Origin of the sequence: Streptomyces sp. NPDC089915, assembly GCF_040684675.1 — a bacterium.
GTDB lineage: Bacteria > Actinomycetota > Actinomycetes > Streptomycetales > Streptomycetaceae > Streptomyces.
The window spans coordinates 1-20547 of sequence record NZ_JBFBGN010000072.1 but is presented as its reverse complement, the minus strand read 5'-3'; the positions used below and the strand labels follow the sequence as shown (position 1 = coordinate 20547).

General features: G+C 75.0%; 14 protein-coding genes and 1 pseudogene. 11 read left to right on the top strand and 4 right to left on the bottom strand.

Translation table 11 applies throughout. From position 1 onward, the window contains the following. The first annotated feature begins 75 nt into the window (after nucleotides 1–75). Nucleotides 76–804, top strand: a complete 729-nt coding sequence (locus AB0O29_RS21465) for a YwiC-like family protein (RefSeq protein ID WP_365153635.1) — start codon at nucleotides 76–78, stop codon at nucleotides 802–804. Nucleotides 805–955: 151 nt separating this feature from the next. Here the strand turns inward: AB0O29_RS21465 and AB0O29_RS21460 are convergent, their stop codons facing one another. After that, nucleotides 956–3751 (bottom strand): lysylphosphatidylglycerol synthase transmembrane domain-containing protein, encoded by a 2796-nt coding sequence (locus AB0O29_RS21460; RefSeq protein WP_365153633.1) that lies wholly within the window; start codon nucleotides 3749–3751, stop codon nucleotides 956–958. Between the two features lie 110 nt (nucleotides 3752–3861). On the opposite strand from AB0O29_RS21460, the gene AB0O29_RS21455 reads away from it, so the two are divergent. The 5 genes from AB0O29_RS21455 (at nucleotide 3862) to nudC (ending at nucleotide 14095) form a co-directional block, all read left to right on the top strand. Further along, nucleotides 3862–4218, top strand: a complete 357-nt coding sequence (locus tag AB0O29_RS21455) for an MGMT family protein (RefSeq protein WP_365153632.1) — start codon at nucleotides 3862–3864, stop codon at nucleotides 4216–4218. 207 nt (nucleotides 4219–4425) lie between these two features. Further along, nucleotides 4426–7980, top strand: a complete 3555-nt coding sequence (locus tag AB0O29_RS21450; RefSeq protein WP_365153659.1) for an ATP-dependent DNA helicase — start codon at nucleotides 4426–4428, stop codon at nucleotides 7978–7980. Between the two features lie 43 nt (nucleotides 7981–8023). Next, complete coding sequence (locus AB0O29_RS21445) at nucleotides 8024–11659, top strand: UvrD-helicase domain-containing protein (protein WP_365153630.1); 3636 nt, start codon at nucleotides 8024–8026, stop codon at nucleotides 11657–11659. Between the two features lie 10 nt (nucleotides 11660–11669). Continuing rightward, complete coding sequence (locus tag AB0O29_RS21440; RefSeq protein ID WP_365153629.1) at nucleotides 11670–13097, top strand: dipeptidase; 1428 nt, start codon at nucleotides 11670–11672, stop codon at nucleotides 13095–13097. A 50-nt stretch (nucleotides 13098–13147) separates the two neighbouring features. Continuing rightward, complete coding sequence (gene nudC, locus AB0O29_RS21435; protein WP_365153627.1) at nucleotides 13148–14095, top strand: NAD(+) diphosphatase; 948 nt, start codon at nucleotides 13148–13150, stop codon at nucleotides 14093–14095. A 65-nt stretch (nucleotides 14096–14160) separates the two neighbouring features. Here nudC and AB0O29_RS21430 read toward each other — a convergent pair whose 3' ends face one another. Next, a complete protein-coding gene (locus AB0O29_RS21430; protein WP_344164720.1) occupies nucleotides 14161–14421 on the bottom strand; it encodes a mycoredoxin in 261 nt (86 codons plus the stop codon). Nucleotides 14422–14567: 146 nt separating this feature from the next. Here AB0O29_RS21430 and AB0O29_RS21425 point away from each other — a divergent pair, with 146 nt between their 5' ends. The 5 genes from AB0O29_RS21425 to AB0O29_RS21405 all read left to right on the top strand — a co-directional run bounded on the left by AB0O29_RS21425 (nucleotide 14568) and on the right by AB0O29_RS21405 (nucleotide 18565). Beyond that, nucleotides 14568–16793 carry an ATP-dependent DNA helicase UvrD2 gene (locus tag AB0O29_RS21425; protein WP_365153625.1) on the top strand — a complete coding sequence of 742 codons (2226 nt, stop codon included), beginning with the start codon at nucleotides 14568–14570 and terminating at the stop codon, nucleotides 16791–16793. A 181-nt stretch (nucleotides 16794–16974) separates the two neighbouring features. Then, the gene (locus AB0O29_RS21420; RefSeq protein WP_365153657.1) at nucleotides 16975–17283 is read left to right on the top strand and encodes a hypothetical protein; all 309 of its coding nucleotides are present in this window, start codon (nucleotides 16975–16977) and stop codon (nucleotides 17281–17283) included. A 185-nt stretch (nucleotides 17284–17468) separates the two neighbouring features. Next, complete coding sequence (locus tag AB0O29_RS21415) at nucleotides 17469–17840, top strand: WhiB family transcriptional regulator (RefSeq protein WP_351879426.1); 372 nt, start codon at nucleotides 17469–17471, stop codon at nucleotides 17838–17840. Then, nucleotides 17837–18169 carry a hypothetical protein gene (locus AB0O29_RS21410; RefSeq protein ID WP_365153622.1) on the top strand — a complete coding sequence of 111 codons (333 nt, stop codon included), beginning with the start codon at nucleotides 17837–17839 and terminating at the stop codon, nucleotides 18167–18169. Before AB0O29_RS21415 ends, AB0O29_RS21410 begins: the two co-directional genes overlap by 4 nt. Nucleotides 18170–18355: 186 nt before the next feature. Next, a complete protein-coding gene (locus tag AB0O29_RS21405; RefSeq protein WP_365153620.1) occupies nucleotides 18356–18565 on the top strand; it encodes a hypothetical protein in 210 nt (69 codons plus the stop codon). Between the two features lie 24 nt (nucleotides 18566–18589). Here the strand turns inward: AB0O29_RS21405 and AB0O29_RS21400 are convergent, their stop codons facing one another. Continuing rightward, nucleotides 18590–19918: an AarF/ABC1/UbiB kinase family protein gene (locus AB0O29_RS21400; protein WP_365153618.1), complete on the bottom strand. Its 1329-nt coding sequence runs from the start codon at nucleotides 19916–19918 to the stop codon at nucleotides 18590–18592. A 136-nt stretch (nucleotides 19919–20054) separates the two neighbouring features. Next, nucleotides 20055–20547 (bottom strand): annotated as a pseudogene (locus AB0O29_RS21395) (ThiF family adenylyltransferase); the annotation flags it as partial.

Below are 20547 nucleotides of genomic sequence, written 5' to 3'. Positions count from 1 at the left end.
CTGGAACGACCCCAACTGCGTACCGGCGCGGCTTAATTACGCGCCGGAATTCCACTTTCGGGAAAGGCGACGGACATGACCTACCGCTGGATGCCCGACCAGCACGGGGCGTGGGCGATGCTGGCGGTGCCCTTCCTCACGGGGACGTTCCTCTCCCCGCACCCGGGGTGGGCGCACGCCGCGCTGTTCGCCGCCTGGCTCCTGGGGTACGCGGCGGCCTTCCACGGCCAGCAGTGGCTCCGGCTGCACGCGCGCGGCCTGCGCTCGGCGCGGCGGCACGGGGTCCCGGCGGTGGTGTGCGGGACGGCGGCCGCCCAGTTCGCCCTCCCGCTGGCGTTCTTCCACCCCTGGCTCCTCCTCCCGGGGGCGGCCGCGCTGCCGTTCGTGGCCGTCAACACCCGCTACGCGTGGCGGGGCCGGGAGCGGGCCCTGCTCAACGGGCTGGCGGCGGTGGTGCCGGCCTGCGGGATGCTGCTGGTCGCGGCGGGGCTGGGCGGCCTGGACCCCGCGGCGGCCTGGCGGCCGGCGGCGGCCTGCCTGCTGTACTTCGGGGGGACGGTGCCGTACGTGAAGACGATGATCCGGGAGCGGAGGTCGGCGGCGTACCGGCGGGGGTCGGCGGCCTACCACGCGGTGGCGCTCGCCCTGGCGACGGCCCTGTCCTGGTGGCTGGCCCCGGTCTTCGCGGCCTGCCTCGGCCGGGCGGTCCTCCTCCCGGGGCGGGGGCTGCGCCCCGCGAAGGTCGGGGCGGTGGAACTGGCCCTCTCGGCCACCCTCCTGACGACCCTCCTCCTGGCCTTCTGAACGGGCCGCCGCGGGCTGGATCTCGCGCAGCGAAATTCCAGCCCCGCCGGCGTTTGAGGCGCATCTTGTAGCCCCGCCGGCGATTGAGGCGCATCTTGTAGCCCCGCCGGCGATTGAGGTGGAAACGGTGAAAGGGCGGGGCGGGGAGAGACTAAATGGCCTGCTTCCGGGTCAGGTAATTGAACGAGACCCAGCCCGGCAGCACCGGCAGCCAGAACGTCATCAACCGGAACAGCAGCACCGCGGAGATCGCCACCTCCTTCTCCAGCCCGGCCGCGATCAGCCCCAGCGTCAGCGTCGTCTCCACCGCGCCGATGCCGCCGGGCGTCGGCGCCGCCGAGCCCAGCGCGTTGCCCGCGAGGAAGACCACCGCGATGCTCGCGTAGCTCAGCGCCGCCCCGCCCCCGAAGGCGCGGATCGAGGCGTCCAGGCACATCACGAAGCAGCCGGTCAGCAGCAGCATCCCGCCGATGCCCGTCATCAGCTTCTGCGGCCGCTGGAGCACGTCCAGCATGCGCGGCACCACACCGGCGAACAGCGCCCGCACCCGCGTCACCACGAACTTCCGCAGGAACGGCACCGCCGTCACCACCAGCACCAGCACCGCGACCGTCAGCAGACCCGCGATGACCGTCCTCGACGGGGTCATCTCCGGGGTCTTCTCCGTCCCCGTCAGGTAGCCGAAGGACAGCAGCAGCAGGATGTGGCTGGCCAGCCCGAACAGCTGCGAGGCACCCACGCTCGCCACCGCCAGCCCCGGCCGCACCCCCGCCCGCTGCAGGAACCGCGTGTTCAGCGCGACACCGCCGACCGCCGCCGGGGCGACCAGCTTCACGAAGGAGCCGGCCACCTGCGCGATCACCGTCCGCAGGAAGGACACCCGCTCGGGCACGAAGCCCAGCAGGCTCATCGCGGCCGCCACGTAGGTGAGCGCCGAGAAGGCCAGCGCGGCCCCCACCCAGCCCCACTGGGCCTGGCCGACGATCGTCGCGAAGTCCACGTGGGCCAGCTGCGTCAGCAGGAAGTACGCGCCGAACGCGCCCGCGATGAACGAGACCAGCGTCCGCGGCCGGATCCGCTCCAGCCGGGCCGGCTCCACCGGGGCCTGCGGGCGGATCAGCAGCACCTGCCGGCGGATCTGGCTGAGCAGGTCCTCCTCCCGCGCCCCCTCCAGCGCGTCGTCCAGCGCCTTCTTCTCCGCCTTGCGCTCCGCGGCCGCCGAGGTCCCGGAGGCCCCGGCCGTCCCGGACGCCGCCTCGCGGGCCGCCTTCGCCACCCGCGAGGACTCCAGTACGGCCTCCCGCTGCCGGTCGGCCCGCTCCCGGGCCAGCCGGCGCAGCGTGGCCCGGGTGGAGCGGCTCAGCGCGATCGGCTGGAGCAGCGGCAGGCAGTCCGCGACCGTGTCCGGCCCCAGCACCGACACCGCCGAGGCCACCGAACGCTCCGCCCCGACCCGCAGGCCGAGGGTGGTCAGCAGCTGGGCGACGTCCATCCGCAGCACGAGGTCTCCGGCCGCGATCTCACCGCCCCGCAGGTCCGTGAGGACGACCTTGCCGGAACGATCCACCACCAACGCGTCCCCCGTGAGCCGGCGGTGCGCGATCCGGCGCGACTGGAGGGCCCGGACCTGCTCCCACGCGTTGCGGGTCAGCTCGTCGGTGATCTCCTCGTCGGGGAGGGCGTCCAGGGTGCGCCCGCCCAGGTGCTCGTAGACGAGCATCACGGCGTCCGGTCCCAGCTCGGAGGTGGCGATCAGCTTCGGGGCGTTCGCCCCGGCCGCGATCGCCGCGTACGCGAGCAGGGCCTCCTGCTCCAGGGCCTGGCGCAGCGACTGGATGCTGCGCCGGGTGGTGATCCCGCGCAGGGTCAGCCGCCGCCAGACCCGGTAGAAGAACCCCTGCGCCTGCTGCTCGCGGTCCACGACGGTGACGTCCAGCGGCGGGCCGTCCTCCAGCGTGACGTGGTAGCGCCGGCCCCGGTCGCCGGTCTCGGCGGTGTCCCCGTCGGGGGCCTCCGCGCGCATCGCGCTGACCGGCTGGAAGCCGACCCGGCGCAGTCCGGCGAGGAGGTGCTGCCCGGTGGGGCGGACGTTCGGCGAGCCGACCGCGTACAGGGTCCCGTACGCGACGCTCCAGCCGATCAGCACCGTCAGGATGATCGAGAACGGCGTGGTGTAGCCGCCGACCAGCATCGCGAAGGCGTCCAGCAGCAGCACCACCCACAGCGCGACCCGCCAGCGCGGCCGCCGGGTCATCCCGACGGCCGTCATGTACGCGATCACGGGCGCGAGGTACCCGTGCACCGGGTCGGTGAGCGCCCCGTCGCCGGCGGACCGGGTCAGCGCCTCCTGGATGGTGTCGGCGGCGCCCTGGGAGACCCACAGGTCGGTGGCGAGGGTCACCCCGTGCGCGAGGACGGCGGCGAGGACGCCGTCGGCGATGCGCAGCCCGTCGCGTTTGATCAGCCGTTCGATGGCGAAGGCGACGGGGACGAGGAGCACCGCGATGCTCGACACCAGCCCCGCGACCTTGATCAGCACGTCGGGCGCCTGGCCGGTGCCCTTGCTGATGTCGGCCTCCAGGCCCACCGTCGTGCCGTGCGCGAAGGCGGCGATGCCGAGCACGACGGCGATGCCGAGGATGCCGACGAGGAGGCGTACGAGGTCGGAGGGGCGGTGCACGCGGGCGGCGAGCAGCGGCTCGTCGACCTCCACGGTGTCCGCCGCCGTCGGGGTGTGGCCGGGCGGGTCGTCGGGGTGTGGATCGTGGGGGCCGGGCCGCGCGTGCGCGTCCCCGCCGGTGTCCGCGGCGGGCTCCCCGGGGCGTGCGGGATCCCCGTCGGGCGCGTCGTTGTGCGGGCGGGCTCCCTCGCCCGCTCCCGCGCCGTCCGGAGGGCTCACACCCCGCTCCTTCGCCGTCACTTCCGTCTCTTCTTGATCACGTATCACCAGTCACCGCCCGGAAGATGGTGGCACGGACGGGCGCCCCCGCGGGGCATCAGGGTGCGCGCCGGTATGGAACCGAAGCTTCCGGCGAGGGGTCCGCGGCATCCGGCACCATGGGCCGAATGAGCGGAGAACTGCCCGCGTACGCGGAGCGGGTACTGGAGGCGGCCGAGCGGATTCCGCCCGGCCGGGTGATGACGTACGGGGACGTCGCCGAGTGGCTCGGCGAGGGCGGACCCCGCCAAGTCGGGCGCGTCATGGCCCTGTACGGAGGAGCCGTGCCCTGGTGGCGGGTGGTGCGCGCCGACGGCGTCCCCCTGCCCGGCCACGAGCGGCGGGCCCTGGAGCACTACCGCGCCGAGGGCACCCCGCTGCGCGAGACCCCCTCCGGCGAGCCGCGGCTGGCGATGCGGCGGGCACGCTGGGACGGGCACGGGGAGGGCGCCGGAGGCGACGAGGGTCACATCTGACAGCTTCGGCCATCCGGAATCCGTACGGGCGCCCGCAGGCCCGTACGGGGGACGGCCCACGGGGCCCCCGGGTCGACGCCCGGGCCCGCCGCGAGGGACTGCGGCCGCCCGGCCGGTTGCCGTAGCGTTGCCTCTTCGGCTTCGGCGCCCGCGCCGGCCGTCCCGCTGACAGCACCCGCAGACCCACCAGGACCGGCACCCCACGTGATCACCTCTCCTCCCGGCCGCACGGAGCGGCGTACGCGTACGCCCGACGCGTACCGCCTGGTGCGCACCGGCCCGCGGCAGGTGGCCCCCCCTGTTCTGGACGCGGCCCAGCGGGCGGTGGTTGATCACACCGCCGGACCCCTGCTCGTCCTCGCCGGCCCCGGCACCGGAAAGACCACCACCCTCGTCGAGGCGGCCGCCGCCCGCGTCGAGGCCGGGACGGACCCGGCCCGCGTCCTGATCCTCACCTTCAGCCGCAAGGCCGCCGTCGAACTGCGCGACCGCGCCGCCCTGCGGCTCGGCGGCGCCCGCGCCCCGCAGGCCACCACCTTCCACTCCTTCTGCTACGGCCTGGTCCGCGCCCACCAGGACCACGAGCTCTTCGCGGACCCGCTGCGCCTGCTGTCCGGACCGGAGCAGGACGTGATGGTCCGCACCCTGCTGGAGGGCCAGCGCCGGCTGCGCTCCATCCGCTGGCCCGAGGACCTGAGGGCCGCGCTGACCACGCGCGGCTTCGCGGACGAGGTGCGCGCCGTCCTGGCCCGCGCCCGCGAGCTGGGCCTGGGGCCGCGCGCCCTCGCCGCGTTCGCCGACCGCATCGGCCGCCCCGACTGGAAGGCGGCGGCCGCCTTCCTCTCCGAGTACCTCGACGTCCTGGACCTCCAGGGCTCCCTGGACTACGCCGAGCTCGTCCACCGCGCCGTCCTCCTCGCCGAGGAGACCCCGTCCCTGGCCTCCTCCTACGACGTGATCTACGTGGACGAGTACCAGGACACGGACGCCTCCCAGCTGCGGCTGCTGCGCGCGCTCAACGGCCCGGCGGGCACGCTCGTCGCCTTCGGCGACCCGGACCAGTCGATCTACGCCTTCCGGGGCGCCGACATCAACAACACCCTCGACTTCGAGACCGCCTTCCCCGGCGCCCGGGTCCGCGCCCTCACCGTCGGCCGCCGCTCGGGCGCGAACCTGCTGGCCGCCACCCGCCTGCTGACCACCCGCATGCCGGTCCCGCGCCTGCCCGCCGCCGCCGTACGGGCCCACCGCGACCTCGCCCCCGTCCGGGACGGCGGCCGGGTCGAGGTGTACACGTACCCGACGGCCGGGGCCGAGCTGGACAACATCGCCGACCTGCTGCGCCGGGCCCATCTGGAGGACGGCGTCCCCTGGGGGGACATGGCGGTCCTGGTCCGCTCGGGCGGCCGCACCCTCCCGGCGATGCGCCGCGCCCTGATCGCGGCGGGCGTCCCGGCGGAGACGGACGCCACGGCGATGGCCCTGCGCCACGAACCGGCGATAGCCCCCCTCCTGACTGCCCTCCGCACGACGGCCACGGCAGCCGCGACCCTCCCGGAAGGGGCGCGGGCCGCCACCGACCCCGCCGACTTGCCCGACGCCGGCCCGGGTGCCGCCGACCACGCCGACCTGCCGGACGGTGGCCCGGGCGCCGGCGCCCCGCAGGGCGCGGGGCCGACGGCCGCCGACGGGCAGGACACCGCCGGTCCGGCCACGGAGCCGGGCCCCGCCCTCCTGCCGACCGCCGCGCCGGTGTCGCCGGCCACGGCGGATGCCCCCGCGCCCGCCGCCCCCGCCCTGCCGGCCGCCGAGCCGGACCCCGACGCCGCCGCCCCCGGCGAAGCCGCCCCCGCCCCCGGAACCGCCGGAGGCGAAGGGTGGGTCGGGGTCGAGGCCGCCATCGAGTTGCTCTCCTCGCCGCTCGGCGGGATGGACGCCGCCGACCTGCGCCGCCTCGGGCGGGCCCTGCGGGACGAGGAGCGGGCCGCCGGGGTCTCCGTACCCGCGCCCTCCGACGTCCTGCTGGCCCGTGTCCTCGCCGAGCCCGAACGCCTCACCGCGCACGACCCCGCGTACGCCCGCGGCGCGCAGCGCCTCGGCCTGCTCCTGCGCAAGGCCCGCGAGCTCCTCCAGGGCGGCGGCACCGCCGAAGAGGCCCTCTGGACCCTCTGGGACGGCACCCCCTGGCCGCAGCGCCTCGAACGCCAGGCCCGCCGCGGCGGCCCGGCCGGCCGCAACGCCGACCGCGACCTCGACGCCGTCTGCGCCCTCTTCGACAACGCCGCCCGCGCCGAGGAGCGCACCGGCGGCCGCGGCGCCCTCAACTTCCTGGAGCAGCTCGAAGCCGAGGACATCGCCGCCGACACCCTCACCGGCCGGACGGCCGGCTCCGACGCCGTCCGCCTGATGACCGCCCACCGCTCCAAGGGCCTGGAGTGGGGCCTCGTCGTCGTCGCCGGGGTCCAGGAAGGGGTCTGGCCCGACCTGCGCCGCCGCGGCTCCCTCCTGGAAGCCGACCGCATCGGCCGCGACGGCCTCGCCGAACCCCTCACCCCCGGCGCCCTCCTCGCCGAGGAGCGCCGGCTGTTCTACGTGGCCGCGACCCGCGCCCGCCACCGCCTCGTCGTCACCGCCGTCAAGGCCCCCGCCGAGGACGGCGACCAGCCCTCCCGCTTCCTCACCGAACTCGGCGTCACCCCCAAGGACGTCACCGGCCGCCCCCGCCGCCCCCTCGCCGTCCCCGCGCTGGTCGCCGAGCTCCGCGCCACCACCGTCGACCCCGACGCCTCGCCCGCCCTGCGCGACGCCGCCGCCCGGCGCCTGGCCCGGCTCGCCGCGCTCACCGACGACGAGGACCGCCCCCTGGTCCCCGCCGCGCACCCGCAGCGCTGGTGGGGCCTGTACGAGCCCACCGCCGCCACCGTCCCCCTCCGCGACCGCGACCGGCCCGTCACCCTCTCCGGCAGCGCCCTGGACCAGCTCGCCAACACCTGCTCCCTCCAGTGGTTCCTGGGCCGCGAGGTCAAGGCCGACGCCCCCTCCACCGCCGCCCAGGGCTTCGGCAACGTCGTCCACGTCCTCGCCGACGAGGTCGCCTCCGGCCGCACCCCCGCCGACCTCGCCGTCCTCATGGAGCGCCTCGACTCCGTCTGGGACGCCCTCGCCTTCGACGCCCCCTGGAAGTCCCGCCAGGAGAAGGACAACGCCCGCGCCGCCCTGGAACGCTTCCTGCGCTGGCACACCACCGACCGCGGCGGCCGCACCGCCGTCGCCACCGAGCACGACTTCGACGTCACCCTCGACGCCGGCGAGTACGCCGTCCGCGTCCGCGGCTCCATGGACCGCGTCGAGGCCGACCCGCAGGGCCGCGCGTACGTCGTCGACTTCAAGACCGGCAAGGGCGCTCCCACCCGCGACGAGGTCGCCCGCCACCCCCAGCTCGCCGTCTACCAGCTCGCCGTCCGCGAGGGAGCCGTCGACGAGGTCTTCGACGGCCGCCGCCCCGAACCCGGCGGCGCCGAGCTCGTCCAGCTCCGCCAGGGCGCCGCGAAGCGCGACGGCGGCGAGGAGGTCCCGAAGATCCAGGCGCAGGAGGCGCTCTCCGCGGGCAGCTCGGGCGCCTGGGTCGGGGACCTGCTGGCCACCGCCGCCGGCCGGGTCCTGGACGAACGCTTCGCACCCGCCACCGGCGAACACTGCAAGCGCTGCTCCTTCCGCAGCTCCTGCAGCGCCCTCCCCGAGGGCCGCCAGACCGTGGAATGAGACGGCGGCCGGGAGTGTCGGTGCGGGCGGCTAGCCTTTTGAGGTGACCGCGTACGCGTCCGGGCGCGCCCCCGTCCTCGACGACCCCGAGCAGCTCAAGGAGCTCCTCGGGATCCCCTTCACGCCCGAACAGCTGGCCTGCGTCACCGCTCCGCCCGCCCCCCAGGTCATCGTCGCCGGCGCCGGCTCCGGCAAGACGACCGTGATGGCCGCCCGCGTCGTGTGGCTCGTCGGCACCGGCGCCGTCGCCCCCGAACAGGTCCTCGGCCTGACCTTCACCAACAAGGCCGCCGGTGAACTCGCCGAACGCGTACGCAAAGCCCTGGAGCGGGCCGGCGTCACCGACCCGGACCCCTCCCCGGCCGACCCCGGCGCGGCCGGCGGCGAGCCCCGCATCTCCACGTACCACGCCTTCGCCGGCCAGCTCCTCAAGGATCACGGCCTGCGCATCGGCCTGGAACCCAGCGCCCGCCTCCTCGCCGACGCCACCCGCTTCCAGCTCGCCGCGAAGGTGCTCCGCGAGGCCCCAGGCCCCTACCCGGCCCTCACCAAGTCCGTCCCCGACCTGGTCAGCGACCTCCTCGCGCTCGACGGGGAACTCTCCGAGCACCTGGTCGAACCGGCGGAGCTGCGCGCGTATGACACGGAGCTCCTCGGCGTCCTCGCCGACGCCAAGCTCACCAACGAGGACCTGCGCAAGGCCCCCGAGGCGGTCCGCGGCCGCCTGGAGCTGCTGGAGCTCGTCGTCCGCTACCGCGCGGCCAAGCGCACCCGCGACCTGTTCGACTTCGGCGACCAGATAGCCCTCTCCGCGCGGCTGGCCACCACCCGCCCCGAGGTCGGCTCCCTGCTGCGCGAGGAGTTCCGCGTCGTCCTCCTCGACGAGTACCAGGACACCTCCGTCGCCCAGCGGCTCCTGCTGTCCGGCCTCTTCGGCGGGGGCACCGGGCACGCCGTGACCGCCGTCGGCGACCCCTGCCAGGCCATCTACGGCTGGCGCGGCGCCTCCGTCGCCAACCTGGACGACTTCCCGGAACACTTCCCGCACGCCGACGGCCGCCCCGCCACCCGCCTGTCCCTCAGCGAGAACCGGCGCAGCGGCGGCCGCCTGCTGGACCTCGCCAACGGCCTCGCCGCCCCGCTGCGCGCCATGCACGAGGGCGTCGAGGCCCTGCGCCCCGCCCCCGGCGCCGAACGCGACGGCCTGGTCCGCTGCGCCCTGCTGCCCACCCACGCCGAGGAGCTGGAGTGGCTCGGCGACTCGGTGGCGCACCTGGTGCGCACGGGCCGCGAACCGGGCGAGATCGCCGTCCTGTGCCGTTCCGCCGCCGACTTCGCGAGCATCCAGGCGGTCCTGGTCGCCCGGGACGTGCCCGTGGAGGTCGTGGGCCTCTCGGGCCTGCTGCACCTGCCCGAGGTCGCCGACCTGGTCTCGGTCTGCGAGGTGCTCCAGGACCCCGGCGCCAACGCCGCCCTGGTCCGGCTCCTGATCGGCCCGCGCTGGCGGATCGGCGCCCGCGACCTGGCCCTGCTGGGGCGCCTCGCCCGGCAGCTCGTGGCCCGCCCCGGCGCCGCCGACGGCCCCGACGGGCGGCTCGCGGCCGCGGTCGAGGGAGTCGACCCGGCCGAGGTGGTCTCCCTGGCCGACGCCCTGGAGACCTTCCTGGACGGCTCGGCCACCCCGGAGCTCCCCTTCTCCGCGGCCGCCCGGGTCCGCTTCGCCCACCTCGCCCAGGAGCTCCGCGACCTGCGCCGCTCCCTGTCCGACCCGCTGATGGACGTCCTGCACCGGGTCCTGTCCACCACCGGGCTGGACGTGGAGCTCTCCGCCTCCCCGCACGCCCTCGCGGCCCGCCGCCGCGAGACCCTGTCCGGCTTCCTGGACGTCGCGGCCGGCTTCGCGGCGCTGGACGGCGAGGCGGGCCTGCTGGCGTTCCTGGGCTTCCTGCGTACGGCCGCTCAGTACGAGAAGGGCCTGGACCACGCTCTGCCCGGCGGGGAGAACACGGTGAAGGTCCTGACCGCCCACAAGTCCAAGGGCCTGGAGTGGGACGTGGTGGTCGTCCCCGACCTGTGCGCGGGCTCCTTCCCCAAGGAGAAGGCCCCGGAGGCCTGGACCGCGTACCCGAAGGTGCTCCCGTACGCCCTGCGCGGCGACGCCGCCACCCTGCCCGCCGACCCGGCGTGGACCTCGGGCGGCCTGAAGTCCTTCAAGGCGGCCCTGAAGTCCCACAAGGAGACGGAGGAGCTCCGCCTCGGCTACGTGACCTTTACCCGCCCCCGCTCCCTCCTCCTCGCCTCGGGCCACTGGTGGGGCCCGACCCAGAAGCGCCGCCGGGGCCCGTCCGCGTTCCTGACCGCCCTCCACGACCACTGCGCGCGCGGCTACGGCGAGATCGAGACCTGGGCGGACGAACCGGCCCCCGACGCGGAGAACCCGGCCCTCGCCTCCGACGCCACCCCGGACCACTCCTGGCCCCTGCCCCTGGACCCGCACTCCCTCGCCCTCCGCCGCGAGGCGGCGGCCCTGGTGGAATCCCACCTGACGACCCCGCCGGCACCCCCCGCCCCGGACCCGGCCACCGCCTACCTCTGGCCCCCGCACTGCGAGGACCCCTCCTACGAGGACGAACCGCCCGACACCGACCCCTGGGCGGACCCCCTACCCACCGCCACCGCGCCCGCCGACACCGCCGCGCCCGCCGCCGACGACCTCTGGGCCGGCGAAGCCGTGCCCGTGGACCCGTGGGGCGAAGCCCCGACGGGCCGTGCCGGCGCAGCCGCGCCGGACCCGGACGGGGTCCGGGGCGGAGCCCCGGTTTCGGGAAGGGGCGGGGTGGGGGACTCCGGCCCCCGGCCCGAGCCCGCCGCGGACGACCTCTGGGCCGGCGAAGTCGTGCTGCCCTCCGCCGGGCCGGGGCCCGAGAACCCCTCCCAGCCCGCCGCAGGCGACCGGCTCACCCCCGAAGAGGCCCGCGCCATCGCCTCCTGGGACCGTGACCTCGACGCCCTGGAGGGCGAGCTGCTGCGCGCCCGCGCCGCCGTGCGCGACGTCGAGCTGCCCGGTTCCCTCTCCGCGAGCCAGCTCCTGCGCCTCGCCGCCGACGAGGAGGCCTTCGTCCGCGACCTCGCCCGCCCCATGCCCAAGCCCCCGCAGCCCGCCGCCCGCCAGGGCACCCGCTTCCACGCCTGGGTCGAGTCCCGCTTCGACGCCCTGCCCCTGCCCCACCTCGACGTCCTCGACCCCGCCGCGGACCTCCCCGGCACCGACCAGGAGATCGCCGACGCCGCCGACCTCGAAGCCCTCAAGGCCGCCTTCGAGCGCAGCGAGTACGCCGAGCGCACCCCGTACCGGATGGAGGCCCCCGTCCAGATCACCCTCGCCGGCCGGGTCATCCGCGGCCGGATCGACGCCGTCTACCGCGACCCCGACGGCTCGTACGAGGTCGTCGACTGGAAGACCGGCCGCACCACCCAGGCCGACCCCCTCCAGCTCGCCGTCTACCGGCTCGCCTGGGCGGAGGCCACCGGCACCCCCCTCGACCGGGTCTCCGCCGCCTTCCTCCACGTCCGCAGCGGCCGCGTCATCCGCCCCCGCGACCTGCCAGGACGCGAGCGCCTTGAGGCGATCCTCCAAGGCGAAACGGGCACGGACGGCGTCCACCAGGCGGACGGCTAGGCTCGTGGCCATGAGCGAAACCCCGGACAACGTCGTCCGCACGTACATCGACACCCACCGCACGGCCTTCCTCGACGACCTCGCCGAGTGGCTGCGCATCCCGTCCGTGTCGGCCCAGCCCGAGCACGCGGGCGATGTACGCCGCAGCGCCGAATGGCTCGCCGCGAAGCTCAAGGAGACCGGCTTCCCGGTCACCGGGGTCTGGGAGACGGCCGGAGCCCCCGCCGTCTTCGCCCACTGGCCCGCCGCCGACCCCTCCGCCCCCACCGTCCTCGTCTACGGCCACCACGACGTCCAGCCCGCGGCCCTCGCCGACGGCTGGCACACCGAGCCCTTCGAGCCCGTCGTCAAGGACGGCCGGATGTACGGGCGCGGCGCCGCCGACGACAAGGGGCAGGTCTTCTTCCACACCCTGGGCGTGCGCGCCCACCTCGCCGCCACCGGCGCCGAGGCCCCCGCCGTGCACCTCAAGCTCCTCATCGAGGGCGAGGAGGAGTCCGGCTCCCCGCACTTCCGCGCGCTCGTCGAGGCGCGCGCCGCCGAGCTCGCCGCCGACGTCGTGATCGTCTCCGACACCGGCATGTGGTCGGAGACCACCCCCACCGTCTGCACCGGCATGCGCGGCGTCGCCGACTGCGAGATCGACTTCCACGGCCCCGACCAGGACATCCACTCGGGCGCCTTCGGCGGGGCCGTGCCCAACCCGGCCACCGTCGCCGCCCGGATCGTCGCGGCCCTGCACGACGAGGACGAGCGGGTCACGATCCCCGGCTTCTACGACAACATCACCGAGCTCACCGACGCCGAGCGCCGGCTGATCTCGGAGCTGCCCTTCGACGAGGCCGAGTGGCTGCGCACGGCCAAGTCCCACGCCGCCTCCGGCGAGGCCGGCTACTCCACCCTGGAGCGCGTCTGGGCCCGCCCGACCGCCGAGGTCAACGGCATCGGCGGCGGCTACCAGGGCCCCGGCGGCAAGACCATCGTGCCCGCCTCCGCCCACCTGAAGCTGTCGTTCCGGCTGGTCTCGGGGCAGGACCCGTACGAGGTCGAGGCCGCCGTGCGCGACTGGGTCGCGGCCCGCGTCCCGGCCGGGATCCGGCACTCCATCACCTTCGGCGCGCCCACCCGCCCCTGCCTGACCCCGCTGGACCACCCGGCGCTCCAGTCCGTCGTGCGGGCCATGGGCCGCGCCTTCGGGCAGCAGGTCCGCTTCACCCGCGAGGGCGGCTCCGGCCCGGCCGCCGACCTCCAGGACGTCCTGGACGCCCCCGTGCTGTTCCTCGGCATCTCCGTCCCCTCCGACGGCTGGCACTCCCCGAACGAGAAGGTCGAGCTGGACCTGCTCCTCAAGGGCGTCGAGACCGCCGCCCACCTGTGGGGCGACCTCGCCGAGAACTGGGCACCGCCCACGCCCGCGGCGGCCGCCACCACGGCCTGACCGCACGCACCCACGTCCGTACGCCTGCCTTGTCCCATCCACCGGGGGAGTTGGAAGTACCTGTGAGCACGCACACCGAGCGCCCACTGTCGCTCACGGCGCCGAGCGACATCGACCGCGCCGCGCACCACCGCCTCGACGAGGCCTGGCTCGCCGCCGCCTGGAGCCACCCGACGACCCGCGTCTTCGTCGTCTCCGGCGGCCAGGTGCTGATCGACGACACCCCCGACGGCGGCACCGGCATCGTGATGACCCCGGCCTTCGAGGCCCCGGCCACCGAGACCCACCGGTACTTCCTGGGCACCGACGAGGACGGCGTACGGTACTTCGCGCTGCAGAAGGACTCCCTGCCGGGCCGCATGGACCAGTCGGCCCGCCCCGCCGGGCTGCGCGAGGCCGGGCTGCTGCTGAACCCGCGCGACGCCGGGCTGATGGTGCACGCGGTGGCGCTGGAGAACTGGCAGCGCATGCACCGCTTCTGCTCCCGCTGCGGCGAGCGCACGGTCGTCGCGGCCGCCGGGCACATCCGCCGCTGCCCGGGCTGCGGCGCCGAGCACTACCCGCGCACCGACCCCGCGGTGATCATGCTGGTCACCGACGAGCAGGACCGCGCGCTGCTCGGCCGCCAGGTGCACTGGCCCGAGGGCCGCTTCTCCACCCTGGCCGGGTTCGTGGAGCCGGGCGAGTCGATAGAGGCGGCCGTGGTCCGCGAGGTGTGGGAGGAGGCGGGCGTGCGCATCGGCGAGGTCGAGTACGTCGCCAGCCAGCCCTGGCCCTTCCCGTACAGCCTGATGCTGGGCTTCAACGCCCGGGCCGTCAGCTCCGAGATCACGGTCGACGGCGAGGAGATCCAGGAGGCCCGCTGGTTCTCCCGCGAGGAGCTCCGCGAGGCCTTCGAGTCCGGCGCGGTCGTCCCGCCGTCGGGGATCTCGATCGCGGCCCGGCTCGTCGAGCTCTGGTACGGGCGGCCGCTGCCGAAGCCCGCGCCGGCCGCGTAACCTTCGTCACACGCGGAAGGCCCCCGCCTCGGCGGGGGCCTTCCGCGTGTCCGCGTACCCGGGGGTCAGACGGCGAGGGCCTGCTTGACCTGCGCGAGGCTCGGGTTCGTCATGACGGACTCGTTGCCGGCGGCGGACTTCACGAGCACGGTCGGGACGGTCTGGTTGCCGCCGTTGGCCTGCTCCACGAACTGGGCGGACGCCGGGTCGAGCTCGATGTTGATCTCGTTGTACGCGATCCCCTCCCGGTCCAGCTGGGTCTTCAGCCGGCGGCAGTAGCCGCACCAGGTGGTGCTGTACATCGTGACCGTGCCCGTGTCCTGCATGCTCGCTCCTCTGTGAGGTCTGGTCTGTGAGGCCTGGGGGACCGGAGCCCGCCCGGTCCGAGTACTCGAACGTACGCCGCCCCCGGGCCATTCCCGTTCCCCGGCCGGTATGACCCATCCGACAACCCGACCGGGCCTGTGGACGGATGTCCCGCCCGCCCCGGCCGACCTGGCAGCATGTTGGGGTGACAGCAGCAACGCAGCCCCCTTCGTTCCCGGCCGGCCCGGGTACCGGCGCGGCCGACGCCGACGCCGTGCTCCTGGGCCTCGACCCGGAGCAGCGCGAGGTCGCCACGACCCTGCGCGGCCCGGTGTGCGTGCTGGCCGGAGCCGGTACGGGCAAGACCCGCGCGATCACCCACCGGATCGCGTACGGGGTCCGCTCCGGGCAGCTCATGCCCGCCAGCGTGCTCGCCGTCACCTTCACCAACCGCGCCGCCGGGGAGATGCGCGGCCGGCTCCGCGCGCTGGGCGCCGGCGGGGTCCAGGCCCGCACCTTCCACTCCGCCGCCCTGCGCCAGCTCCAGTACTTCTGGCCCAGGGCCGTCGGCGGGGACGTCCCCCGGCTCCTGGAGCGCAAGATCCAGTTCGTGGCCGAGGCCGGGGCGCGCTGCCGCGTCCGCCTCGACCGGGGCGAGCTGCGCGACGTCACCGGCGAGATCGAATGGGCCAAGGTCACCCAGACCGTCCCCGCCGACTACCCCGCCGCCGCCCTCAAGGCGGGCCGCGAGGCCCCCCGCGACACCGCCGAGATCGCCCAGATCTACGGCACCTACGAGCAGCTCAAGCGCGACCGCGGCATGATCGACTTCGAGGACGTGCTGCTCCTCACCGTCGGCATCCTCCAGGACCGGCACGACATCGCCGAGCAGATCCGCACCCAGTACCAGCACTTCGTGGTGGACGAGTACCAGGACGTCAGCCCGCTCCAGCAGCGGCTGCTGGAGCTGTGGCTCGGCGAGCGCGACAACCTCTGCGTCGTCGGCGACGCCAGCCAGACCATCTACTCCTTCACCGGCGCCACCCCCGACCACCTGCTGAACTTCCGCACCCGCTACCCCCACGCGACGGTGGTCAAGCTGGTCCGCGACTACCGTTCCACCCCCCAGGTGGTCCACCTCGCCAACGGCCTGCTGAGCCAGGCGAAGGGCCGGGCCGCCGAGCACCGGCTGGAGCTGATCTCCCAGCGCGAGCCCGGCCCCGACCCCGCCTACGCCGAGTACCCGGACGAGCCCGCCGAGGCCGAGGGCGTCGCCCGCCGGGTCCGCGACCTGATCGCCGCCGGAGTCCCGGCCGGCGAGATCGCCGTGCTCTTCCGCATCAACGCCCAGTCGGAGGTCTACGAGCAGGCCCTCGCCGACGCCGGGGTCCCCTACCAGCTGCGCGGCGCCGAGCGCTTCTTCGAGCGGGCCGAGGTCCAGAAGGCCGTCCTCGCCCTGCGCGGAGCCGCCCGCTCCGCCGGGAACGACCCGCTGCTGGAGGACGTCGTGGAGCTGGGCGCCCAGGTCCGCGCCGTGCTGAGCTCCACCGGCTGGACGGCCGAGCCGCCCGCCGGCTCCGGCGCCGTGCGCGACCAGTGGGAGTCCCTGGCCGCGCTGGTCCGCCTCGCCGAGGACTTCGCCCGCGCCCGGCCGGGCGCGGGCCTGCCCGAGCTCACCGTCGAACTGGAGGAGCGCAAGGCCGCGCAGCACGCTCCGACGGTCCAGGGCGTCACCCTCGCCTCGCTGCACGCGGCGAAGGGCCTGGAGTGGGACGCGGTGTTCCTCGTCGGCCTCACCGACGGCATGATGCCGATCACCTACGCCAAGACCGACGAGCAGGTCGAGGAGGAGCGCCGGCTCCTGTACGTCGGGGTGACCCGCGCGCGGCAGCACCTGACGCTCTCCTGGGCGCTCTCGCGGGCTCCGGGGGGCCGGGCCTCCCGTCGCCCCAGCCGCTTCCTGAACGGCCTGCGGCCGGGCTCCGCGGCCCCCGGGGCGCGGGCGGGGGCCGGGGCGGCGCCCGCCGAGCGCGGGGTGCGCAGGCGCGGCAGCCGGGGACCGGTGCTGTGCCGGGTCTGCGGCCGCACCCTGACCGAGGCCGGCGACATCAAGCTGATGCGCTGCGGGGACTGCCCCTCCGACATGGACGAGGGCCTCTACGAGCGGCTGCGCGAGTGGCGGGCCGGCCAGTCCAAGCTCCAGGGGCTGCCCGCGTACTGCGTCTTCACCGACAAGACGCTGATGGCCATCGCGGAGGCCGCGCCGTCCGAGCCGGGCGAGCTCTCGATGATCTCTGGAGTGGGCGGCCGCAAGCTCGACCGGTACGGAGCCGACGTCCTGGCGATCTGCGCAGGTCAGGACCCCGCGGGCGAGGATCCTGACGACGCGTAGAAACTCGTCGGAAAAATAGTTTGCACATGCCCAGCCAATCCCCATAGGTTCTTAGCAACGGAAACGGTGGCTTCTCCGAAGCCCGGGATCCGTGCTGTACTTATCCGAATACGCATGGGACAGGCCCCCCGGGGCCGGGTCCCCGAGACGCCGAGAGGAGGCGAGACCAGTGACCAGCTTCATGACCTTCACCAAAATGACCGATCGCTCGGTCGACGCTTCCTGCCTGCTCGGTTCCGTCTCCCTCCGGGGCACCGGTCTGTCCGCGATTTCCGCCGACAAGCCCGCCCTGCTGGCGACCCTCCCGGTCAGCGAGCGCAACGAACGACCGACCAAGGCACTGGTGGCAGTAGCAGGAGCCAAGCAGGCGCACGCCGCCTATGGCCCCGCAGCCGCGGCCGGTGCCGGATTCAAGCAGCAGCAGACGACGACGCAGCACCACCTGATGTGGGCCTTCCGCGGGCTCGAACCCTGGAGTGATCCAGCCTGATCTCATGATCAGGCCGGCGCCTTCAGGGCCGCGGAACCCCACCCGGGATCCGCGGCCCTTCTGTTTGTCCCCGAACGGGGCTGACGGAGCGAAGGGGCCTCGGGACTGGCAAGACCAGGTACCACAGCCGCCACCCGGCCGACCGGCCGGAACGACTAGCCGAACAAGACGAGGAAGAGACAACCGTGCAACTCGAAGCGCACGCCCCGTCCGTACCGCAGACCCAAACGATCTCCCCGCCCGCAGTCCCGGAGGACCCCGCCTTGACCCCCCTCACCGCGCTCACCGCGCTCGACGACGCCATCGAGAACCTCGGCGTCCCCGTCCCCTGCCGCACCTTCGACCCCGAGGTCTTCTTCGCCGAGTCCCCGGCGGACGTCGAGTACGCCAAGTCCCTCTGCGGCACCTGCCCGCTGGTCGAGGCCTGCCTCGCCGGCGCCAAGGAGCGCCGCGAGCCCTGGGGCGTCTGGGGCGGAGAGCTCTTCGTCCAGGGCGTGGTCGTGGCCCGCAAGCGGCCCCGCGGCCGCCCGCGCAAGAACCCGGTCGCAGCGGCATGACCGCCACCGGAACCATCGACCGCCCCCTGACGCACGACCCCCTGAAGCAGGCCCCCATGTCCCCCCACGCCACCACGAGCGAGCAGCCCAACGGCTCCGCCACCGCAGACTTCATCACCACCGGCGCGATCACCTCGCGTCAGAACAGGACCCGCGAAATGCAACTCATGCCAGAATCCCTCGCCCGTGCGCATATGGACGACCGGCTGCGCGAGGTGGACGCCCAGCGTCACGCCGTGCGCCTGGTCGCCGCCCGGCGCATGCAGCGCAAGGCCGAGCGCGTCTCGCTGCGCGCCCGGCGCGCGCTCGCCATGGCCGTCATGCACTGACCGTCCGCACGGAGCCGGAACCCCGGCGCGCGAACGGCCCGACAGCGGCTTGACAGCGGCTTGACCACCGCCCGAGCCGGCCGAACCCGGCCGGCGACGGCGCCCCCGGAGGGACCGGTCCGAACGGACCGGTCTCTCCGGTGCGTTGCGGGGCCCGCCCGGGCTCCTCGGGGATATCGTCTGGTGGTGGACCAGCCGACTCCCCACCCCGCCGCCAAGCCGGGACCCGAGGACCAGTCCGTCGTCTGCGCGCGCTGCGGCGCCCGCTCCCCGAACGGCGCCCCGCCCACCTGGACCTGCTCGGTGGAGAACGGGACCAGACAGTACTTCTGCGTCGACTGCGCGCGCGCCAACCTCCGGGCGATCGAGGGCCGGCTCGACTCCGCCTGGTGGTGACCCCGGGCCGGCCCGGCCGGAGCCTCAGTCCTCCGGGGCGAACCCGGGCAGCCAGGCGTCCAGTTCGTCCCGCAGCCGCACCGTCGCGCCCAGCTGGCACAGCACCCCGATGGTGCTCAGCGTCACCCGGTGGATCAGCAGGTAGGACGGCGGCAGGTTGATCTGCCGTCCCAACTGGTGGGCGGGCGAGCGGGGATCGGCGATCCGCGCCGCCTGGCCGCGCAGCCACGAGCGGGTGAAGGTGAACTCGTCGGCCTCGGCCGGCTCGATGATCGGCTTGAGGTAGTCGAGCACCGCCTCCGGGTCGAGTTCGATGGACTCCTTCACGAACCCCTCGGCGCACAGGTGCCCGTAGACCCCCTCGGCGTCCCCGTCCAGGGTCATCCGCAGCGACCGGCCGATCGGCTTGGGCCAGCCGCCGGGCAGCCGGTCCACCGTGCCGAAGTCCAGCACGCCCAGCCGCATCCGGCCGTCCGCACCGGTTATGAGCCGGAAGTTCCCCGGGTGGGGATCGGCGTGCAGCAGCCCGGTGCGCGCGGGGCCGGAGAAGAGGAACCGGGTCAGCAACTGGCCGGCGCGGTCGCGCTCCTCGGTGGTGCCGTCGGCGATCACCTCCGACAGCGGGGTGCCCTCCAGCCACTCGGTCACCAGAACCTGGTCGCCCTGGTGCACCACGTCCGGGACGAGCACGTCGTCGTCCCCGTCGAAGGCGTCCGCGTGCGTCCGCTGGGCCTCGGCCTCCAGCTCGTAGTCCAGCTCCTCCGCGACCCGGTCGCGCAGCTCGGTGATCAGCGGCTTGACGTCCATGCCCGGGATCAGCGGTCCCAGCAGTCCGGCGAACCGGCCCAGCTGCTTGAGGTCCGACAGCAACGCCTCACCGGCCCCCGGGTACTGGACCTTGACCGCCACCCGCCGCCCGTCGTGCCACACGGCCCGGTGCACCTGCCCGATCGAGGCGGCCGCGGCCGGCTTGTCCTCGAACTCCTCGAACAGCTCGCGCCAGTCCTCGCCGAGCCGCTCCGCCAGCACCTGGTGCACCCGCGCCGCCGGCAGCGGAGGGGCCGCCTCCTGAAGCTTGGTCAGCGCCGCCCGGTAGGGGCCGACGACCTCCTCGGGAAGGGCCGACTCGAACACCGACAGGGCCTGCCCGAACTTCATGGCACCCCCCTTGAGCTCACCGAGCGTGCGGAACAACTGCTCGGCGGTGCGCTGCTGGAGCTCCCGGGCCACGATCTCGGCGGACTTGCCGCCGATCCGCTTCCCCAGCCCCCAGGTGGCCCGCCCCGCGATACCGAGCGGCAGCGCGGCCAGCTTGACCGTACGGGTGACCGCCTTCCGGGGAAGATCAGACATGCGTCCCTCCAGTTCCCAGACTGCTGTGCCGCGAGCGGCGGTTCGGGGCGCAGCTCGGCCCCCGTCGCATCCTGCCATGGCCGTCCCGCGCACCGGACCGGGGTACCTGGCGGGGATCCGGCGGGAGTCAGGCCGCTCACGACCGCACCGCTTCCGGCCGCGCCGGCACGGCCGCCCCGCACGGGCAGTCCGGATGCGGGACCGGCGCCGAGCGCTCCCAGTGCAGGGCGGGCAGGGCGGCCTCCCAGCGGGCACCGGCGGAGGCGGGCAGCCGCCCGTCCAGGAAGGCCAGGGCGTGGGCCGCGGCCAGCCCCGCCACCGCCGTGGACAGCCCCAGATCGCAGGCGGCCCCCTCCCCGCGCCGGTGCGCCGACCGCCACTGGACCAGCATCCGCGGCCAGGCCGGATCCCGGCCGACGCGCTCGCGCTCCATGCACCCGGCGCAGGCCGTCACCCCCGGCAGCACCAGCGGCCCGACCAGCCCCGTCCCCTCCAGCACGCCCGCGTACAGGTGCGGGGTCCCCGTCGCCACCCAGTCGGCGGCCGTCGCCGGATCGGGCGCCCACGCCTGGAGCCCGTCCCGGGGCGCGACCACCACCAGCGCGACCTCCGGCCCGGGCCCCCCGGGC

Coding starts and splice junctions, on each gene's coding strand:
- AB0O29_RS21425 (WP_365153625.1), top strand. CDS start 14,568: ATGTCCCGCCCGCCCCGGCCGACCTGGCAGCATGTTGGGGTGACAGCA.
- AB0O29_RS21465 (WP_365153635.1), top strand. CDS start 76: ATGACCTACCGCTGGATGCCCGACCAGCACGGGGCGTGGGCGATGCTG.
- AB0O29_RS21440 (WP_365153629.1), top strand. CDS start 11,670: ATGAGCGAAACCCCGGACAACGTCGTCCGCACGTACATCGACACCCAC.
- AB0O29_RS21400 (WP_365153618.1), bottom strand. CDS start 19,918: ATGTCTGATCTTCCCCGGAAGGCGGTCACCCGTACGGTCAAGCTGGCC.
- AB0O29_RS21410 (WP_365153622.1), top strand. CDS start 17,837: ATGACCGCCACCGGAACCATCGACCGCCCCCTGACGCACGACCCCCTG.
- AB0O29_RS21455 (WP_365153632.1), top strand. CDS start 3,862: ATGGGCCGAATGAGCGGAGAACTGCCCGCGTACGCGGAGCGGGTACTG.
- AB0O29_RS21420 (WP_365153657.1), top strand. CDS start 16,975: ATGACCTTCACCAAAATGACCGATCGCTCGGTCGACGCTTCCTGCCTG.
- AB0O29_RS21430 (WP_344164720.1), bottom strand. CDS start 14,421: ATGCAGGACACGGGCACGGTCACGATGTACAGCACCACCTGGTGCGGC.